The following is a 15,476-nucleotide window of genomic DNA, read 5'->3' on the forward strand; positions in this document are numbered from 1 at the left end:
GTATATGAGCGAACGCGAAGAACACCTGACGCAAGCGCAGAAGGCTTTGCAGGCGGGCGATTTTGGCAAAGGCCTTGCGCTTGCCGAGCAGCTGCTGGCGAGCGAACCCGACAATGGCGAAGCCCTCTACATGGCCGCTGTCGCCCTGCGCTATCTGCAACGGTATGACGAGGCGGCGGAGATGCTGGCGCGACTTCATGCGGCGATGCCCGAATATGGCCGCGCCTGGCAGGAGGTCGGGCACCTCGCCCGCGCCCAAGGGCAAAATGCGCAGGCCGTCGCCGCCTTCCAGCGCGCCACGCGGTTCAACCCCGCGCTTGATGCGAGCTGGCGGGCACTGGCGGAATTGCAATCAGGCTCCCAAGCGCGCCACGCAGCCGAACAGGCGCAGCGCATCGCAAGCCTGCCGCGCGAGTTGGTCGCGGTTACTCACCATCTGCACGAAGGGCGCCTGTTGCGCGCGGAAGAAATCTGCCGCCACTATCTTCGCACGCATCCCAAGGACGTGGAAGGGATGCGGCTGCTGGCCCGCGTCGGCATGAAGCTCGGCATTCTCGACGATGCCGAGTTCCTGCTCGAAAGCGCCCGCGTGTTCGCGCCGGACAACGCGCAGGTTCGCCTCGACTACATAGAGGCACTGCGCCGCCGCCAGAAGGTTGACCGCGCACGCGAGGAGGCGGAGAGCCTCTACGATACCGATCCTGCCAACCCGCTGTTCCAGTCGCATCTGGCCATCGAATCTATGCAGGCCGGTGACTACGACCGTGCCTTCGCGCTGTTCGCACAAGTGCTGGACAAGGTGCCGGACGATCCCGCTACGCTCACCAGTCTCGGCCATGCATTGAAAACAACAGGCGAGACGGAGCGGGCCATCGCCAGCTACCGCGCCGCCTGCGCGGCCAAGCCCGATCACGGCGATGGCTGGTATTCGCTGGCCAACCTCAAGACCTATCGCTTCACCGATGAAGAGGTTGCGCAAATGGAAGAGCAGGCCAAGCGGCCCGATCTCGCCTTCATGGACAGGGTCCACCTCGCGTTCGCCCTCGGCAAGGCGCACGAAGACCGGGGCGACTACGCAGAGAGCTTCAAGCATTACGAACGCGGCAATGCCCTTAAACGCGCGCAGACCCGCTATGATGCCGACACAATGACCGCCGAACTGGCCAAGCAGCGCGAAGTCTGCACGCCCGCGCTGTTCGAAAAGCAGGCAGGCGCTGGCCATGCGGCTCCCGATCCGATCTTCATCGTGGGCCTGCCACGCGCCGGTTCAACGCTGCTGGAGCAGATCCTCGCCAGTCACAGCCAGGTAGATGGTACGCTCGAGCTCCCCGACATCCTTGCGCTCGCCCATCGCCTGCGCGGGCGAAAGGCGGGTCAGTCGCTCTATCCGCAGGTGCTGCACGATCTCACCGCCGATAAGCTGGCCGAACTCGGCCGCCACTATATCGAGAACACCAAGGTTCACCGACAGGGCGCGCCGTTCTTCATCGACAAGATGCCGAACAACTTTCGCCATATCGGGCTGATCCATCTGATCCTGCCCAATGCGAAGATCATCGATGCCCGCCGCGCGCCGATGGATTGCTGCTTTTCGGGCTTCAAGCAGCTCTTCGCCGAGGGGCAGGAGTTCACCTACGGCCTTAAGGAGATCGGTCGGTACTATGCCGATTACGTCGACCTGATGGCGCACTGGGACGAGGTGCTGCCGGGCAAGGTGCTGCGCGTGCAGCACGAAGATGTGCTCGACGATCCCGAAGGCCAGATCCGGCGGATGCTCGACTACTGCGGGCTGGAGTTCGAAGAAAGCTGCCTCGCCTTTCACCAGACCGACCGCGCCGTGCGCACAGCCAGCAGCGAGCAGGTGCGCCAGCCGATCAACCGCAAGGGCCAAGGCGCATGGGTGCCCTTCGATCGCTGGCTGGGCGACCTGCGCGACGCGCTCGCCCCGCCGCTCTAGCTCGGTGACCGGCATCAGGCCTCTTGGCGAGAGCGCGCCAGGCTGGCACAGGGGACGCACGTTTCAGACTTTTTCAATCTCGCACCTGCCTTCACTATGCAAACACGGCTAGTTAGGCAGGCGATGGGTCGCTATGGAACCGATTCGAAGGGGGCCGCAGCTCCCGCAGACAAATTCAACCAGGGAGCCCTCAGATGCCACTAGTCAACATGAAGCCGCTGCTCCGCCACGCGATGGACAACGGCTATGCCGTCGCGGCGTTCAACCTTGTCGACTACAACTCGACCAAGGCCATGGTGAAAGCCGCCGAGGGCCTCAACGCCCCGGTCATCTGCCAGACCAGCTCGAAGACGATCGACTATTACAGCCATGAGGAAATCGTCAGCTGGGTGCGCACCTGCGCGGAAAACTCGCCGGTCCCGGTCGTGCTGCACCTCGATCACTGCAAGAATCTCGACATGATCGAAAAGTGCGCTGCCAGCGGGTGGACCTCGATCATGATCGACGCGTCGGAATTCCCGTTCGATGAGAACCTCGCCATGTCGAAGCAAGTGCGCGACATCGCCGAGCGGTATAACGTCGGGATGGAAGCCGAGCTCGGCCAGATCATGGGCGTGGAAGACGACATGGTCGTCGACGAGGCTGACAGCGTGCTGACCGACCCGGCCGACGCCAAGACCTTCTGCGACGCGCTGGACCTTTCCGCATTCGCCTGCGCCGTCGGCACAGCGCACGGCTATTACAAGGGCGATCCGGTGGTCGATTTCGACCGCATCGAGGCGATCAACAAGGCCACCCGCACCCCGATGGCGCTGCACGGCGGCACCGGCCTTTCGGACGAGACCTTCGCCAAGGCCATCGCGCGCGGCGCGGCAAAGGTGAACATCTCGACCAACCTCAAGCATGTCTTCATCGAAAGTGTGGACGAGTATCGCAAGGCCAAACCCAACGATTACGAGCCGTTGCGCGTGATCGACGCCCAGTATCAGGCCTGCAAGGAGCTGTTCGCCACCTTCATCGAGAAGTTCGGCGGCAAGGACCAGGGCGCGGCCTTCCTCGCCACGCAGCGCGAGAACGCCTGATGATCAAGGCGCTGATTTTCGATTGCGACGGCGTTCTTGTCGATACCGAGCGCGATGCACACCGTGTCGGCTTCAACCGTGCGTTTACCGAGTTCGGCATCGATGCGGAATGGAGCGTCGAGCTTTACGAGCGCCTACTGCTGACCGCAGGCGGCAAGGAGCGGATGACCGTCTATTTCAACGAATTCGGCTGGCCTGACGATCAGGTCGCCAAATTCGGCGGGCAGCAGGAACTGATTCTCGCGCTGCACAAGGAAAAGACCCGCGTCACCTCCGAGATCGTGACCGAGCTGCCGGTCCGCCCCGGCGTGTTGCGGATCATCGACGAGGCGCGCGCGGCGGGTGTACGACTGGGCGTGTGCACTACGTCGAACGCCAAGTTCATCGATGCGGTGCTCGACCTGTTCGGGGCGGAGCGCAAAGCCGCCTTCGAATTCGTCCATGCGGGCGATGTGGTAGCCAAGAAGAAGCCCGATCCCGAGATCTACAATCTCGCGCTCGAAACGCTCGGCCTGCCCGCCAGCGACTGCGTGGTGGTGGAAGACAGCCGCAACGGCCTGCTCGCCGCGACCGGCGCGGGCATCCCGACGCTGATCACCACCAGCACCTACACCAAGGAGGAAGACTTCTCCGAGGCAGCGCGCGTGGTTCCCGAACTGGGCGACGATCCCGCAATCATCACTTTGGCAGACCTGAACGCGCTGAACGAAGCAGCCACGGCCTGACGCGCATCACCGGAGAGGATTGAATGACGACACTTACCATCGACCAGATCGCCGGCGCGATCGACGTAACCTGTGACACCGTAATCCGCAACGAGAAGTATTTCTCCGATCTCGACGGGCTTGCGGGCGACGGCGATTTCGGCACCTCGCTGGCCACCGGGTTCAAGGTCATTAAGGCCGAGCTGCCCACCATCGACCGCAGCGCCGTGGGCGCGATGATGCTCAAGATCGCGATGGTCTGTTCGAAGCATGTCGGCGGCTCATCCGGCCCCATCTGGGGCACGGGCTTTATGAAAGCCGGGATGGCCTCGAAGGGTGAGACCGAGGTGAGCTATGAAAAGCTGACCGAAATGGTCGGCGCGGCGCTCGAGGGCATCGTCGCGCGCGGCGGAGCCAAGCGCGGCGACAAGACACTGCTCGATGCGCTGATCCCGATCCACGAGAAGATGCAGGAAATGGATGGCTCCGACCTGGGCGCCGTGCTTGCCGCCGTCACCGCCGAGGCCGACAAGGCCATCGACGAAACCCGCACGCTGGTGGCTCACCGTGGCCGCGCCTCGCAGGTCGGCGAGCGCAGCGCCAACACACCCGATCCGGGCATCGTCGGCATCGCCACGATCCTTTACGACTGGTGCAAGCACTACGGCGTCGACTACGCGCCGCAAGCCGCCGAACTGAACCGCTGATTTTCCAAACGGGAGAGAGACCAATGAAGAAATTCGTCAACGATCCGGCCAACTTCGTGCCGGAATTCATGGCCGGTGTGATCGCCGCCAATGGGGACCTGCTTGAAGCCGTGCCCGAATTCCAGCTGATCAAGCGCAAGAATGTCGACGCCAGCAAGGTCGCCATCGTGCAAGGCTCGGGCTCGGGCCACGAACCGGCGCACGTCATGGCCGTTGGCCCAGGCATGCTGACCGCCGCCTGTCAGGGCCCGGTTTTCGCCGCGCCGCCGGTCGATGCCTGCTACGAAACGATCAAGTCGGTCGCCACCGATGCCGGTGTGCTGGTGCTGGTCAACAACTATCAGGGCGACCGCATGGCCTGGGACATGGCCAGCGAAATGGCCGAGGCCGAGGGTATCAAGGTCAAGCAATTCCACATCAACGATGACGTGGCCGTGCAGGACAGCCTCTACACCGTTGGCCGTCGCGGCGTGGCCGGCAACTTCTTCGTGATGAAGGCCTGCGGTGCGGCTGCTGAAGCCGGGGCCAGCCTCGATGAGGTGGTCGCGGTTGCCGAGAAGGTGAACAACAGTGTCCGCACCATGGGTGTGGCGCTTACCAGCTGCATTCCGCCTGCAAAGGGCGACGTGATCTTTGACATCGGCGACGACGAGATGGAAATCGGCGTCGGCATCCACGGCGAGCCCGGCCGCGAGCGTGCCAAGCTGCAGAGCGCCGACGAGATCGCCAAGATCCTGTTCGATGCCGTGGCCGACGATCTGCCGTTCAACTCGGGCGACCGTGTGGCGCTGATGATCAACGGCCTTGGCGGCACCCCGCCCGCCGAACTCTATGTGCTGTATAACAAGGCCGCCCAGCTTTGTGCCGATCGCGGTCTGACCATCGCGCGCAACTATGTCGGCGAATATTGCACCGCCATCGAGATGGCCGGCGCCTCGCTGACGCTGCTGAAGCTCGACGACGAGTTGGAAAAGCAGCTTGCCGCCCCGGCGGAAACCGCCTGCCGCATCTTCTAAGCGGCACCAACTACATCAGGCAAATGACAAAACGCCCGGCCCTCATTCGCGAGGGTCGGGCGTTTGTTTTCGCTTTCGGGGGATTCTACGTGGCGCAACCGGAACACCGGAAACCCTGATATTTGCCATATAGGTTAATTCGGAACAGAGGCCCGGGCAATCCTTTGATTAGGTATGACAAATCTTGCCCCAGCGCCGCCTGACCATCCCGATACCAAGTCGCTGCCCAGCCGCGGAGAACGGCTCCGAGCGCTGGTGCGGCTTCGTTCGCAGCGCCGTGGCTTGGTGGTAGCGCTTGTCATGGCAAGCGGGGCTGCCAGCCTGCTCGCGGCTTCCACACTTTACAATTCCGGACAGCCCGATGTCGTGGCGCTGGGACGCGGCAAAGCAAGCGTGGAGACCATGCCGGTCGCGCAATTTGCGTCAGCCGATTCCGTTCGAGGTGACCGGATCACTCCGCCGCCTTCGCCCAGCGCGAGCGGCATGGGCTCGGGCGAAGCAAGCTATTACGGCAGCAGCGATGGCTTTGCCGGGCGTCGCACCGCCAACGGCGAGGTGTTCAATCCGCAGCGGTTCACCGCGGCTCATCGAACCCTGCCGATGGGTAGCCGTGTGCGGGTTACCAATCCGAGCAATGGCGATAGCGTGGTGGTGCGCATCAACGATCGCGGTCCTTTTCACGGCGACCGTGTGATTGACCTTTCCTACGCCGCCGCGCGTGAAATCGGCCTCATCCGCGCCGGGCGCGGGAACGTGCGGCTGGCACTGTTGACCTGATTATCGCGGAGTTCACCGCCCCGCATCGCGCGCCTTATTGATGTCGACCGTCTTCGGCGATTTGGAAAACAGCTCGGTATAGGGATCGTCGCCCGTTTCCATTGTATGCGGCTCGGTTCCCTCGCGCACGGTGGTGCGGCGCATGTCGCGCTTCTCGTTGGCGGCATCAAAGTCGCCGCCCCGGTGCATGGTGCACAGGTTGTCCCAAATCACCATGTCACCCACGCTCCACTCAACGTTGAAGACGTATTGCGGCTGGGTGCAGTGCTCGATCAGCTTCCTGATAAGGGCGCGCCCCTCCTGCTTGTCCATGCCCTTAACGTCCATCGTATGCGCGGCGATAAACAGCGCCTTGCGGCCCGAGCCGCGGTGGACGTGGACCAGCGGATGCTCGGCCTTGAAACGCTCGTTTATCTCCTCCTCGGCAATATCGGCCCCCGCCTGCTTGCGGCTCCACCACAAGGAATTGATGCCGATCTTGCCTTCGAGCAGATCCTTGGTCTCTTGCGGCAAATCTTCATAGGCCTGACGTGTGTCGGCAAACCAGGTTTGCCCGCCCTCCTTAGGCACCTGATGCGCCAGCAGGAGCGAGTATGACGTGCGCTTGGTCAGGAAGGCGGTATCGGTGTGCCACAGCCGGTCGCCCTTGCGATATTCGATCGCTGCCGGATCCTGCGTAATTTCACCGTCGACATTGAGGTTCGAGGCATCGAACAGCTCTCGATAAGGCAAGCGCATCCGCTGCCCCTCCGCCCGCTTGGGGACGCGTTCGAGGTATCCGAAGTTGCGGCTGAACGCGACATGCTGCTCGTCGTTCATGCCGGTGTCACGCCAGACGGTGACGCCATACTTGTCCATCGCGTCAGTTATTTCCCGCAGGTCATCGGGCGACAGCGGCGCTGTCAGATCCAGCCCTGAGCACTCGGCCCCGAAGGCGGGAAGAATGGGTTTGACGGTTAGCGGCATGGTCTCTCTCCGGCCCGATCAGACAAGCCATATAGATAGCTTGCTAAGCATTATTCGCCCCTTACCCTTCCCCTCGGCCGATGGCAACACTTTGCCACGTGGCTGGCGCTGCCAGACTGGCTCTGTTATCTTTGCGATCTATGCAGCTACACCTTGTCCCCCTGATTGCCCTGCCCCTTGTGGCGGCCTGCACTTCAGTGCCCGAACAACCCGCAATGTGCGATGCAGCCCCGGCCCAGTCGCACCTTGGCGAGCCGTACACCGAGGCGCTCGGCCAGCAATTGCAGGAGCTGACCGGTGCCACGATCTTGCGCACCGTACACGAAGGCGATCCCGTCACCATGGACTTCCGGCCCGAGCGGCTAACCGTGGTCTGGAACGATGCTAGGAAGATCGTGAAAGCTACTTGTGGCTGATCCGCAAGACGGGCGCCCGCGCATCGCACCACTCTCGCCGTTCGAGGAAGAGGCCGGGTTCACCCGCGCCCTGCGGGTGGGCGAACGAATTATCGTTTCGGGCACCGTCGGGGTCGAGGAAGACGGCAGCGTCTCGCCCGATGCCGGGCGGCAGGCGGAGCGCTGCTTCGAGCTGATCCTGGCCTATGTCGCTGAACTGGGCGGGCAATCGGGCGATGTGGTGCGCGCACGGATGTTCGTGACCGACATCAAGGATGCGGATGCGGTGACCTCCGCCTTCAGCCGCGCGCTGGGCCACGCCCGGCCAACCGGCACGCTGGTGGCGATAAGCGCGCTCTATAATCCGGAATGGAAATGCGAGATCGAAGCAGAGGCCGTCATCGGGACGGGGCAATGATCCTGTCCCGAACTGGCACCGCCCGCAACAATCGCCCCTTGCGCGAGCGTTGCGCAGGCTACAATGCTCGCGGTTGCACCTGACCGGTGCCGTAACAGGGGCAGATTACCGACCATGACGACCATGTCCGACGCAGAACTGGCCGCGCATCTGGCGTTTTGCGCAGGCAAAATCCTGCTCGAAGTGCGCGATAGCGCCATGTTCGAGGGCAAGTCCCTCGGCAAGGCGGGCGACCAGACCGCCAACCAGTTCCTCGTCCATGCCCTGCGGCAGCAGCGGCCCGACGATGGCCTGCTGTCGGAGGAAAGCAAGGACACCGACGAGCGTCTTTCGAAGTCGCGTGTGTGGATTGTCGATCCGGTCGACGGCACGCGTGAATATGGCGAGGCGCGCTCCGACTGGGCTGTCCACGTAGCACTGGCGATTGACGGAGCCCCGGCCATCGGCGCGGTCGCCCTGCCTGGTCTCGATGGCGGAATGGTGCTGCGCTCGGATGCGCCGATCACCGTGCCCGCGGCCAACGAAGTTCCCCGTCTGGTGGTCAGCCGCACCCGCCCCGCCGCCGAAGCGGTCGCCGTGGCCGACGCACTTGGCGGAGAGCTGGTGCCGATGGGCAGCGCCGGGGCCAAGGCCATGGCCGTTGTGCGCGGCGAAGCCGAGATCTATCTACATTCGGGCGGCCAGTTCGAATGGGATAGCTGCGCGCCTGCCGCCGTGGCGGCCGCGCACGGCCTCCATATAAGCCGTATCGACGGCAGCCCGCTGGTCTACAACCAGCGCGACACTTACATGCCCGACCTCCTGATCTGCCGACCGGAATGGGCCGAGCCCGTTCTGGCGCAGGTAAAGGCCATGGCGAGCGCCTGACCTCGTGCTCACGCACATCGACCTTGCCTATACCGCTGCCGGAGCCTTCGTCAGCTTCCTCGTCGGCCTGACCGGCGTGGGCGGCGGCTCGCTGATGGCGCCGATCCTGATCGTGCTGCTCGGCGTGCCGCCTGCGATGGCGGTAGGCACCGACCTGTGGTTTGCAGCCATCACCAAGACCGTGGGCGGCGTCACCCATCACAAGCTCAAGTCAGTCGATTGGCAAGTTGTCCGCCGGCTCACCATGAGCAGCGTGCCAGCCGCGATTCTCACCTTACTATGGCTGTGGCTGTTCGAAGGCGGCAGCCTCGATGCCAAGCCGCTGATGCGCCTGCTCGGCGCAGCCTTGTTGCTGACCTCTATAATGATGATCCTGAAGCCGCGCATTCAGCCCGCGCTGGTGAACCTGCGCGAGCACATGGGCACTTCGATGCGGACACACCAGCGGCTGGTCATCGCCTGCGGAGCCGCAATCATCGGGGCGATGGTTGCACTAACGTCGGTGGGCGCTGGCGCGCTGGTGGCGGTGCTGCTGGCCACCGTCTATCCGCTGCGGCTTGGCACCAAGACCATTGTCGGCACCGATATCGTTCATGCCGTGCCGCTAACGTTGGTGGCGGGAATGGGCCACTCGTTCCTCGGCAATGTCGACGGCTGGATGCTGGCAAGCCTACTGCTGGGCTCCGTTCCGGGAATCGTGGTGGGCTCGCTGGTGAGCGGCAAGGTCAAGGAAGACTATGTGCGCTATGCGCTGGCAGCGATGCTGGTGGTCTCCTCGCTCAAGATGCTGACGAGCTAGAGCCTTTCTACCAGCGTCCGCGCCGCGAGGCTGACTTCGTCCCAGGTGCGGGCAAAGCCGCTGTCGTCGCCGAAGTAGGGATCGGCGACCGAACCTCCTTCATGGCCGGGTACCATATCGAGCAGCAGGCTCAGGTGCGCTGTCCCATCAGCAGGTGCCAGGGCGCGCAAATCAGCAAGGTTTTTGTCATCGAGCGCGAAGATGTGCGTGAAGCGGGTGAAATCTTTCGGCACGACCTGCCTTGCGCGCAGGCACGCAATGTCCACCCCGCGCCGCGCGGCCTCCTCGATGGCGCGGGGATCGGGCGGATTGCCAACATGCCAGTCACCAGTACCCGCAGAATCGACCTCCCAGCCGAGCCCGCGCGCCGTCAGTTCAGCGCGCAAGGCACCTTCGGCCAGAGGCGACCGACAGATATTGCCGAGGCAGACGAACAGGATCGCCGGTTGGCTGCTCACGCGGGCCAGGGGCCGGTGATCGCCAGCGTCATCGCGGGCGAGTAGGCGTTAACGAACAGCGTCTTGCCATCGGGCGAGAAGCAGGCGCCGGCCAGCTCGGTCTGCATGGTCAGCCGCCCGAAGTCATAAGCCCCGCCCTGCGGGGTGATCCCGCGCAGGTGGTTGTCGACGACCTCGGTGTATTGATCCTCGCAGACGATCAGGTGACCGTTGGGCGCCACGGTAAGATTGTCGCCGAAGCTGTATTCGGCGATGTCGGTGCTCTCGTAGAACAGGTCGAGCATGTCGGCGCCGTGCAGCGCGGGCTTGAGGCGGAAGATCTGGCCTTCCCTCGCCGCACCGCCGCTGGTGCAGCAGAAGTACATCTCGCCCTCGCCCATCCAGATGCCCTCGCCGCGCGCGAACAGGGTTGCGCCCATGGCCGCGCCGCGGTGGCGCAAATCGTCCTCGGGCGCCTCCACATCGTCCAGCGTGATCCAGCGCGCCGCAGCAGGAACACCCACTGCAATGTCCACGCCGGTCCAGTTGCGCGTTTCGGCCATGCCGTCGATTACCAGCGCTTGGAGCGTCCCGCCGCGCGCCAGTTCGCCCGGTCGCTCAGGCAGGAACCGATAGAGGAGCGAGTCGTCGCGGTCTTCGGTGAGGTAGACGATGCCCGTAGCCGGATCGACGCAGGCCGCCTCGTGGTTGAAGCGCCCCATCGCCTTCAAAGGCACCGGATCGACCAGCCCCGGCGCAGTGGCGGGCACTTCGAACACGTAGCCGTGTTCCTTGTTGATGCGGCCGTTGGGCGTGCGGGTATCTTCCTCGCACGAGAGCCAGCTGCCCCACGGAGTGATTCCGCCAGCACAATTGCGGATCGTGCCCGCGAGGCTGCGATACTCGCGCTTCACCTCAAGCGTTGCAGCATCGAGCACAATCGTGGTGGTGCCGCCCGGCAGCGGGACAAGACTGCGCGCCACGGTATCATAGGCCGGGCCCGCGACACCGGCCCCATCCTGCTCGGGCCTCAGCTCGTGGTTTCGCACCAGCGCGATCTCGCCATTGCCGAGGTCGAAACAGCCCATGCCGTCGGCATTGTCGGGCACAGTGAAGCCGTCCGACATGGCATCGCCCAGACGCGAGACGACACGGTAGGAAAAGCCCGGCGGCAGGTCGATCACCCCCGCCGGATCTTTCTGCAAGGGTCCGACCACACCAGCCCCTGCGGCCAATCCGGCCCCCGGCGTTACCCGCGCTGCAGGCACACAGGAAGCGGCGAACAGGCCGGCAAAGGCCGTGGCGGTGCTGCCGAGAAAACGGCGGCGATCTTGCGGAATCATCATGGCGAGCCTCTTAACATTGAAGCGCGCGCTCTCCACCAGTTTTGCGACCGGAGTGAGACAATCAGGGCAGGTTCAGTGCCTCCTTGATCGCCTGCCAGCTCACCAGCTTGAAGTTCTGCGCTTCGGGAGCGTTAACCCCATCCTGCGCGATGAACAGGCCTTGCGGAAACTGCGGGCCGAAGCTGCCGAGCGCCAGTTCGATGCCGTCGGTTTCCTCGGTCGCGCCGAACTCTCCGGCGGCGACACGGAAGCGGCCGACCGGAGTGCCATCGGGCAAAGCGAAGAGCGCATAGGTGTTGTCACCCTGGCTCGAGGCCAGCAGATAACCGCCGTCCTCGCCTTCCCGAGCAATCGCCAGGCCTTCAAGGTCGGCCACCAGATAGCGATTGTCGATCGGTGCGATCAGGTGCTTGGGCGTGCCAGCATTGCGGCCGTCCATCGCCCATAGACCGACATCTTCCTCGCCGATGTAGAGCGTGCCCGTGCGCTCGTCGTAAATACAGCCTTCGGGCTGGGTTTCGACGCTGTTGAGCACATCGGTGCTGGCGGCAATGTCGCCGCCTGAAAGGTTCAGGCTGGTGCGATAGATCGTCCCTTCCTTCGGGTCGCTATAGATGACGAAGGTGCCATCCGCAGCCACATCACCCTTGCAGATGCCATAGCCTTCGCCCGGCCCCACCGGCACCCGGCCCAGCTTAGCCAGCGTGCCGCGCGCGGTGTCGAGCTCGGCAAGATAGATATGCGCATTGGCCTCGTCGCTGCGGTCGCTTGCCGCCACGATCACCCGGCCATCTGGCAGGGTCAGCAGGTCGACGTTGTTGAGCCGGTCGGCGGGCAGGAAGCTCTTCTGCGCGCCGCTCAGATCATAGACGTAGAGCCCGCCCTTCTTGTCGGTCGCGACGATCAAGCTGGCGGCAGGGTCCGCCGCGTTGCGCCAGATCGCCGGATCGTCGGCAGCGTCCTCGTTGGCGGTGCCGACCGGCGCGGTTTCGGCAAGCGCCGTCACCGCGACCGCAGGCAGGCCCTCGATGGGGGCGGTGGCGCAGGCCGAAAGACCTGCCGCCACCAGTGCCATGGCAATCGTATGCCGCATCAGAAGTTCACCTTCGCGCCGAATTTCACGGTCGAGCCATACTCTTCGAACTGCAGCAGACGCTGGCGACTGTCGAAGTTCTGATAGGCGAAGAACTTGGCGTTGTTGACGTTGATCCACTCGGCGAACAGGCGGACGTTCTCGATCACCTCGACCTTGGCCGAGAGGTCGAGCTGGAAGTGGTGGTCGACATAGCGATCCTCGCTCGCATCGCCGCCCAGTTCGTCGAGGTACTTGCTGCGATAGGTGCCAGCCGCGCGCAGTTCGAGCGGGCCATTTTCGTAGCCGAGCACGAGGTTGCCGGTGTTGCGCGAGGCCTTGGGCAACGTGATGTCGCGCGGTTCACTAGCGTCGCCATCGGTGAAGACTGTGCCCTTGGCGTCGGTGAAGGTGTAGTTCGCCTGCACCAGGAAGCCATCGAGCGGCGCGGGCAGGAAATCGAGCGAGCGGCTGAACCCGACCTCGACACCGAACACCGTTGCGGTGTCGCCGTTGATGGCGCGGGTCAGCTCATCATATTCGATGCCCTGGAAGCTGCCGGATTCGGGCGTGGTCTGATCGACGATGAAGTTGTCGATCGACTTGTAGAACATGCCGAAGGTGAAGGCGCCATTGCCGGGCAGATAGAACTCGATCGCAGCATCGGCGTTCCACGCGCGATAAGGCTCCAGGTCCGGGTTGCCAAACTCGGCTTCAAGATCGTCGTTGACCGTGAAAACCGGAACCAATTTTGAGAGCTTGGGGCGGACGAGGCTGCGCGAACCAGCCAGACGCAGGACGATATCATTCTCCGTCTGATAGCGCACAGTGAAGCTCGGCAGCCAATCCGTATAGTCGCGATCGAAGGTGAGCGGGATCACATCTGTGACATCGTCGCCATCGTCCGCGACGAGCTGGCCCTGAAGCTGTACGTTGGTCCGCTCCGCACGGACACCGCCGATCACACGCAAGGTATCGCTGCTGTAGCGCCCCATCAGATAGCCGGCGAGCACATCTTCCTTCGCTGAAAAGTCTTCGGGCAGCGAGAGCAGATCGGTCTCGTACTGGTCGGCCTCGAAGGAGGATTCATTGGCCCGGAAGAAAGTCGCAGCGGCATATTTGTCGGCCACCGGCCCCATGTCGGTGAGGCGATAGGTCTGGGTCCCGAGCATGTCGGCCAGCGTCAGGTCGCCATCGAAATCGCCATAATAGGTGCCGTTGAAGTCGAAGCTTTTGTCCCGCCAGCGCGACTTTACGCCGCCCTGCACCGTGAACTCGCCATCACCGGTGACGAAGGTGCGGCCGAGGTCGCCCTTCAGCGCGTATTCCTCGTCGACGCTACGCGAAAGAGTGGTCAGTTCAAGCCGGTTGAAGCCATAGCTTGCCGGGTCGAGGAAATCCGCAACGTTGCCAGAGGCGGTGAAGAGCGGCACGCGGCGATCGGAATAATCCATGGCGATGTCTAGGCCATCCCCATCGAAACGGTTGCGGAAGCGGATCGGGTCGACCGAGAAATCTTCCTTTTCGCTTGCCCGCGCCCAGCTGCCCGAAAGGTTCGCCTTCCACTCCCCATCGTCATGCTCAAGGCCGAGCTGTGTGGTGGAGATCTGCTGGCGCTCGAACCGATCCTTGAGATCGCGGCGCACTTCGATGCGGCCATCGGCATCGGTGAAGAATGCGCTGTTGTCATCGCCCGATGCCGGATCTTCGTCGAAGATCAGCGTTGTGCGGCGGCGATACTCCTGATCGTCGAACTGGCTGAAGCTGCCGCGCGCGAAGACCATGGTGAACGGCGATACGCGGTAGTCGAGGTTCAGCGTGCCGCTGATGCGTTCACGCTCGACGTCGTAATCGCGATATTCCACCTCTTCGGCGAAGACGACGCCATCGGCCTCATTCCAGTCGGCGGCCTCAATGTTGTCGGTCTCGAACTCGCGGTGATAGTAGCTGATGCCGCCCGACACGCCGAAGTTGTCGGTCACGTGCGTGGCGAAGTCGATGCTGCCCTTGGGCGAGACGACACCCGAATAATCGTTGTAGCTGCCCTCGACCTTCACGGACAGAAGATCGCGGCGGCGGTTGAAGGCGCTGGTGGTGTTGATCTCGATCGAAGCGCCGATGGTGTCGGCGTCCATATCGGGGGTGAGCGACTTCTTAACTTCGATCGATTCGATGATGTCCGAAGAAATCACATCGAGCGCGACCGAGCGCACATCGCCTTCCGGGGCAGGCACACGCACGCCGTTAAGCGAGGTCGCGTTCAGCTCGGGGTCGAGGCCGCGCACCGAGACGAAGCGACCCTCGCCCTGGTCGTTGAGCACGTTGATGCCCGGCAGGCGGCGCAGGCTTTCAGCTACGTTCTGGTCGGGAAACTGACCGATGGCGTCGCGGGTCAGCACATCGGAGACACCGTCGCTGGCATACTTACGGCTGAGCGCGGAGGCCTGGTTGGCGGCCTGGCCGACGACGACGATCTGATTATCGCCGCCCAGCGTGAAGTTCGCGGTGACAAGGCCGCTTTCCGGTACGGTGATCGAGCGGGTAACGGTCGGTGCCCCGACATAGCGCACCACGACCTCGTAAGTACCGGCGGGCAGATCGGCGATGGAGAACGAACCGTCGCGCGCAGTCACGGCTTCGCGGCCCAGAGCCGGAACGCTCACCGTGGCCGATTGCAGGGCAACGGTGTTCGTCTCGTCAGAGACGGTACCGGCAACGTCGCCGGCCATGGCAGGTGTAGCAAAGGCTGCAAGGGCGGCGAAGCTTGCACCGGCAAGCAGGCGGGTCGAAATCATGAGTGGTGTCCTTCCGATGGATGTCGGAAGCGCGGCTAGGAGGGCCAAATGTCAGCTTGGCGAAGATTTTGTGACACATGCGTGACATGCAGTGTCTGTTGCAGTGCAGCAACACATGGCCTTGCTCAGGTGCGCACA

Annotated in this window: 15 protein-coding genes; 10 read left to right on the plus strand and 5 right to left on the minus strand. The window is 63.5% G+C overall.

What is annotated here, in order from left to right; translation table 11 throughout:
* The first annotated feature begins 4 nt into the window (after nucleotides 1-4).
* The 6 genes from E0473_RS06225 to E0473_RS06250 all read left to right on the plus strand — a co-directional run bounded on the left by E0473_RS06225 (nucleotide 5) and on the right by E0473_RS06250 (nucleotide 6,243).
* On the plus strand, nucleotides 5-1,957 hold the full coding sequence (locus E0473_RS06225) for a tetratricopeptide repeat-containing sulfotransferase family protein (RefSeq protein ID WP_137679933.1): 1,953 nt from the start codon (nucleotides 5-7) through the stop codon (nucleotides 1,955-1,957).
* 194 nt (nucleotides 1,958-2,151) lie between these two features.
* The gene (locus tag E0473_RS06230; RefSeq protein ID WP_137679934.1) at nucleotides 2,152-3,039 is read left to right on the plus strand and encodes a class II fructose-bisphosphate aldolase; all 888 of its coding nucleotides are present in this window, start codon (nucleotides 2,152-2,154) and stop codon (nucleotides 3,037-3,039) included.
* Entirely contained in the window at nucleotides 3,039-3,764 is a 726-nt protein-coding gene (locus E0473_RS06235) for an HAD-IA family hydrolase (RefSeq protein WP_206663418.1), read from the plus strand. Before E0473_RS06230 ends, E0473_RS06235 begins: the two co-directional genes overlap by 1 nt.
* Nucleotides 3,765-3,787: 23 nt before the next feature.
* A complete protein-coding gene (gene dhaL / locus E0473_RS06240) occupies nucleotides 3,788-4,450 on the plus strand; it encodes a dihydroxyacetone kinase subunit DhaL (protein WP_137679935.1) in 663 nt (220 codons plus the stop codon).
* A gap of 23 nt (nucleotides 4,451-4,473) precedes the next feature.
* The gene (gene dhaK, locus E0473_RS06245; protein ID WP_137679936.1) at nucleotides 4,474-5,466 is read left to right on the plus strand and encodes a dihydroxyacetone kinase subunit DhaK; all 993 of its coding nucleotides are present in this window, start codon (nucleotides 4,474-4,476) and stop codon (nucleotides 5,464-5,466) included.
* 174 nt (nucleotides 5,467-5,640) lie between these two features.
* Entirely contained in the window at nucleotides 5,641-6,243 is a 603-nt protein-coding gene (locus tag E0473_RS06250) for a septal ring lytic transglycosylase RlpA family protein (protein WP_241657348.1), read from the plus strand.
* A gap of 12 nt (nucleotides 6,244-6,255) precedes the next feature.
* Here E0473_RS06250 and E0473_RS06255 read toward each other — a convergent pair whose 3' ends face one another.
* On the minus strand, nucleotides 6,256-7,209 hold the full coding sequence (locus E0473_RS06255; RefSeq protein ID WP_137679937.1) for a TauD/TfdA dioxygenase family protein: 954 nt from the start codon (nucleotides 7,207-7,209) through the stop codon (nucleotides 6,256-6,258).
* 197 nt (nucleotides 7,210-7,406) lie between these two features.
* Between E0473_RS06255 and E0473_RS06260 the strand changes: the two genes are divergently transcribed.
* From E0473_RS06260 to E0473_RS06275, 4 genes are all read left to right on the plus strand, one after another.
* Nucleotides 7,407-7,625, plus strand: coding sequence for an I78 family peptidase inhibitor (locus E0473_RS06260; RefSeq protein ID WP_161981532.1), 219 nt, complete (start codon nucleotides 7,407-7,409; stop codon nucleotides 7,623-7,625).
* A complete protein-coding gene (locus tag E0473_RS06265; RefSeq protein WP_241657349.1) occupies nucleotides 7,618-8,022 on the plus strand; it encodes a Rid family hydrolase in 405 nt (134 codons plus the stop codon). Before E0473_RS06260 ends, E0473_RS06265 begins: the two co-directional genes overlap by 8 nt.
* A 123-nt stretch (nucleotides 8,023-8,145) precedes the next feature.
* Nucleotides 8,146-8,889 (plus strand): 3'(2'),5'-bisphosphate nucleotidase CysQ, encoded by a 744-nt coding sequence (locus E0473_RS06270; RefSeq protein ID WP_137680083.1) that lies wholly within the window; start codon nucleotides 8,146-8,148, stop codon nucleotides 8,887-8,889.
* A gap of 4 nt (nucleotides 8,890-8,893) precedes the next feature.
* A complete protein-coding gene (locus E0473_RS06275) occupies nucleotides 8,894-9,688 on the plus strand; it encodes a sulfite exporter TauE/SafE family protein (protein ID WP_137679939.1) in 795 nt (264 codons plus the stop codon).
* Here E0473_RS06275 and E0473_RS06280 read toward each other — a convergent pair.
* From E0473_RS06280 to E0473_RS06295, 4 genes are all read right to left on the minus strand, one after another.
* Nucleotides 9,685-10,155 (minus strand): low molecular weight protein-tyrosine-phosphatase, encoded by a 471-nt coding sequence (locus tag E0473_RS06280; protein ID WP_137679940.1) that lies wholly within the window; start codon nucleotides 10,153-10,155, stop codon nucleotides 9,685-9,687. The two genes, E0473_RS06275 and E0473_RS06280, sit on opposite strands and share 4 nt — an antisense overlap.
* On the minus strand, nucleotides 10,143-11,471 hold the full coding sequence (locus E0473_RS06285) for an alkaline phosphatase PhoX (protein ID WP_338325090.1): 1,329 nt from the start codon (nucleotides 11,469-11,471) through the stop codon (nucleotides 10,143-10,145). The genes E0473_RS06280 and E0473_RS06285 overlap by 13 nt, the downstream gene beginning before the upstream one ends.
* A gap of 61 nt (nucleotides 11,472-11,532) precedes the next feature.
* Entirely contained in the window at nucleotides 11,533-12,564 is a 1,032-nt protein-coding gene (locus tag E0473_RS06290) for a phytase (RefSeq protein WP_137679941.1), read from the minus strand.
* Nucleotides 12,564-15,338: a TonB-dependent receptor gene (locus E0473_RS06295; RefSeq protein ID WP_137679942.1), complete on the minus strand. Its 2,775-nt coding sequence runs from the start codon at nucleotides 15,336-15,338 to the stop codon at nucleotides 12,564-12,566. Before E0473_RS06295 ends, E0473_RS06290 begins: the two co-directional genes overlap by 1 nt.
* Nucleotides 15,339-15,476: the final 138 nt, after the last annotated feature.

The organism is Aurantiacibacter suaedae, from assembly GCF_005434915.1.
In the GTDB taxonomy this organism is placed as follows: domain Bacteria; phylum Pseudomonadota; class Alphaproteobacteria; order Sphingomonadales; family Sphingomonadaceae; genus Alteraurantiacibacter; species Alteraurantiacibacter suaedae.

Bases quoted from the DNA above. Each gene is read 5' to 3' on its own strand.
- E0473_RS06225 (WP_137679933.1), top strand. From the start codon at position 5: ATGAGCGAACGCGAAGAACACCTGACGCAAGCGCAGAAGGCTTTGCAG.
- E0473_RS06230 (WP_137679934.1), top strand. From the start codon at position 2,152: ATGCCACTAGTCAACATGAAGCCGCTGCTCCGCCACGCGATGGACAAC.
- E0473_RS06235 (WP_206663418.1), top strand. From the start codon at position 3,039: ATGATCAAGGCGCTGATTTTCGATTGCGACGGCGTTCTTGTCGATACC.
- dhaL (WP_137679935.1), top strand. From the start codon at position 3,788: ATGACGACACTTACCATCGACCAGATCGCCGGCGCGATCGACGTAACC.
- dhaK (WP_137679936.1), top strand. From the start codon at position 4,474: ATGAAGAAATTCGTCAACGATCCGGCCAACTTCGTGCCGGAATTCATG.
- E0473_RS06250 (WP_241657348.1), top strand. From the start codon at position 5,641: ATGACAAATCTTGCCCCAGCGCCGCCTGACCATCCCGATACCAAGTCG.
- E0473_RS06255 (WP_137679937.1), bottom strand. From the start codon at position 7,209: ATGCCGCTAACCGTCAAACCCATTCTTCCCGCCTTCGGGGCCGAGTGC.
- E0473_RS06270 (WP_137680083.1), top strand. From the start codon at position 8,146: ATGTCCGACGCAGAACTGGCCGCGCATCTGGCGTTTTGCGCAGGCAAA.
- E0473_RS06285 (WP_338325090.1), bottom strand. From the start codon at position 11,471: ATGATGATTCCGCAAGATCGCCGCCGTTTTCTCGGCAGCACCGCCACG.
- E0473_RS06290 (WP_137679941.1), bottom strand. From the start codon at position 12,564: ATGCGGCATACGATTGCCATGGCACTGGTGGCGGCAGGTCTTTCGGCC.
- E0473_RS06295 (WP_137679942.1), bottom strand. From the start codon at position 15,338: ATGATTTCGACCCGCCTGCTTGCCGGTGCAAGCTTCGCCGCCCTTGCA.